General features: G+C 49.9%; 1 protein-coding gene and 1 pseudogene. Both read left to right on the top strand.

Going from position 1 to position 2,063, the window contains the following annotated elements; translation table 11 throughout:
* On the top strand, positions 1-1,931 hold a 1,931-nt coding region (gene fusA, locus J0A65_RS22630; protein ID WP_206596567.1), incomplete at its 5' end, for an elongation factor G.
* Between the two features lie 66 nt (positions 1,932-1,997).
* A pseudogene (locus J0A65_RS22625) lies at positions 1,998-2,063 on the top strand (GTP-binding protein); the annotation flags it as partial.

The following is a 2,063-nucleotide window of genomic DNA, read 5'->3' as shown; positions in this document are numbered from 1 at the left end:
GTGGTATTACCATTACTTCTGCTGCTACCACCTGCTTTTGGTCTGGAATGAACCAGCAGTTCGAACAGCATCGTGTCAACATTATTGATACGCCTGGACACGTAGACTTCACTATCGAAGTTGAACGTTCATTGCGGGTGTTAGATGGTGCCGTGGTGGTGTTTTGTGGTTCATCTGGCGTTGAGCCTCAATCCGAGACAGTATGGCGTCAAGCCGACAAATATCACGTACCTCGTTTGGTGTTCGTCAATAAGATGGACCGCACGGGTGCTGATTTTGATCGCGTGGTCAGTCAGATCCGTAGTCGTCTTGGTGCAACCTGCGTACCTATCCAATTAAACATCGGTGCTGAAGAGCACTTCAAAGGCGTTATTGACCTGCTCAAGATGAAAGCCATCAACTGGAACGAAGCGGACCAGGGTATGAGTTTCAGCTATGAAGAGGTTCCCGCGGAGTTGCAAGCGAAAGCCGAGCAGTTACGCATGGAAATGGTCGAGGCCGCAGCTGAAGCTTCTGAAGAGCTGATGGATAAATACCTGGAAGGGGGCGAGCTGTCAGAGGAAGAAATCAAACTTGGTCTGCGTACCCGTACGTTGAACAACGAGATCGTTTTGGCTACCTGTGGGTCTGCGTTTAAAAACAAAGGCGTACAGGCAGTGCTGGATGCGGTTATTGATTTCTTGCCTGCACCAGTGGACGTGCCAGCTATTAAGGGTCATTTGGATGATGCCAATGAGTCTGAAGCTGAACGTCACGCAGATGACAGTGAGCCGTTTTCTGCCCTGGCTTTCAAAATTGCCACGGACCCCTTTGTCGGTACACTGACGTTCTTCCGCTGTTATTCCGGCGTGGTGAATTCAGGAGATACCGTATTTAACTCGGTAAAAGCCAAACGTGAACGTTTTGGTCGTATCGTGCAGATGCACGCTAACAGCCGTGAAGAGATCAAAGAAGTGCGGGCTGGTGATATTGCCGCCGCCATTGGTCTTAAAGATGTCACGACCGGGGACACCTTATGTGACCCGAACAGCATCATTATTCTGGAAAAAATGGATTTCCCTGAACCTGTTATTTCGGTAGCAGTTGAGCCGAGGTCTGTTGCGGACCAGGAGAAGATGGGCATCGCACTGAGCAAGTTGGCTGCCGAAGATCCTTCATTCCGGGTTAAAACCGATGAAGAGACTGGGCAGACTATTATTTCAGGTATGGGTGAACTGCACCTGGATATCATAGTCGATCGCATGAAGCGTGAGTTCAAGGTGGAATGCAATGTGGGTAAACCTCAGGTTGCTTACCGTGAAACACTGCGAAAGGCAGTTGAAGTAGAAGGCAAGTTCGTCCGTCAGTCTGGTGGTCGCGGTCAGTTCGGTCACGTATGGCTGAAGATCGAGCCCCAAGAAGAAGGGGCGGGCTACGAGTTCGTCAACGCCGTTGTTGGTGGTGTTATTCCGAAGGAATACATCCCGGCAGTTGACAAGGGTATCCAGGAACAAATGCAAAATGGTGTTCTGGCGGGCTATCCTGTACTCGACGTGAAGGTAACTCTCTTTGATGGTTCCTATCACGATGTTGACTCTTCTGAAATGGCGTTTAAGATCGCAGGCTCGATGGGCTTCAAGAAAGGTGCTGCCCAAGCGAACCCTGTGTTGCTTGAGCCGCTGATGAAAGTCGAAGTCACGACGCCTGAGGATTGGATGGGTGATGTGGTCGGCGACCTGAACCGTCGTCGCGGTATCATTGAAGGTATGGAAGATGGCGTTGCCGGCATTAAGATTGTGCGTGCGAAAGTACCACTGTCTGAAATGTTCGGTTATGCAACTGACCTGCGGAGCGCAACCCAGGGCCGAGCATCCTATTCCATGGAATTCTTTAATTACGCGGAAGCACCAAATAACGTGGCTAACGCGATTATTGAAGCTAGAAAATCTTAATGAAGGTCTGGTCCGGTAATCTGTCCCAAACAGGGGGCCGGACTTTTAACTTAGGAACTTAGTAAAATGGCAAAAGAAAAGTTTGAACGTACGAAACCGCACGTGAACGTAGGTACTATCGGCCACGTTGAC

The sequence above is a fragment of the Bowmanella yangjiangensis genome (assembly GCF_017255015.1).
In the GTDB taxonomy this organism is placed as follows: domain Bacteria; phylum Pseudomonadota; class Gammaproteobacteria; order Enterobacterales; family Alteromonadaceae; genus Bowmanella; species Bowmanella yangjiangensis.
This window is presented reverse-complemented; position numbering and strand designations above follow the sequence as displayed.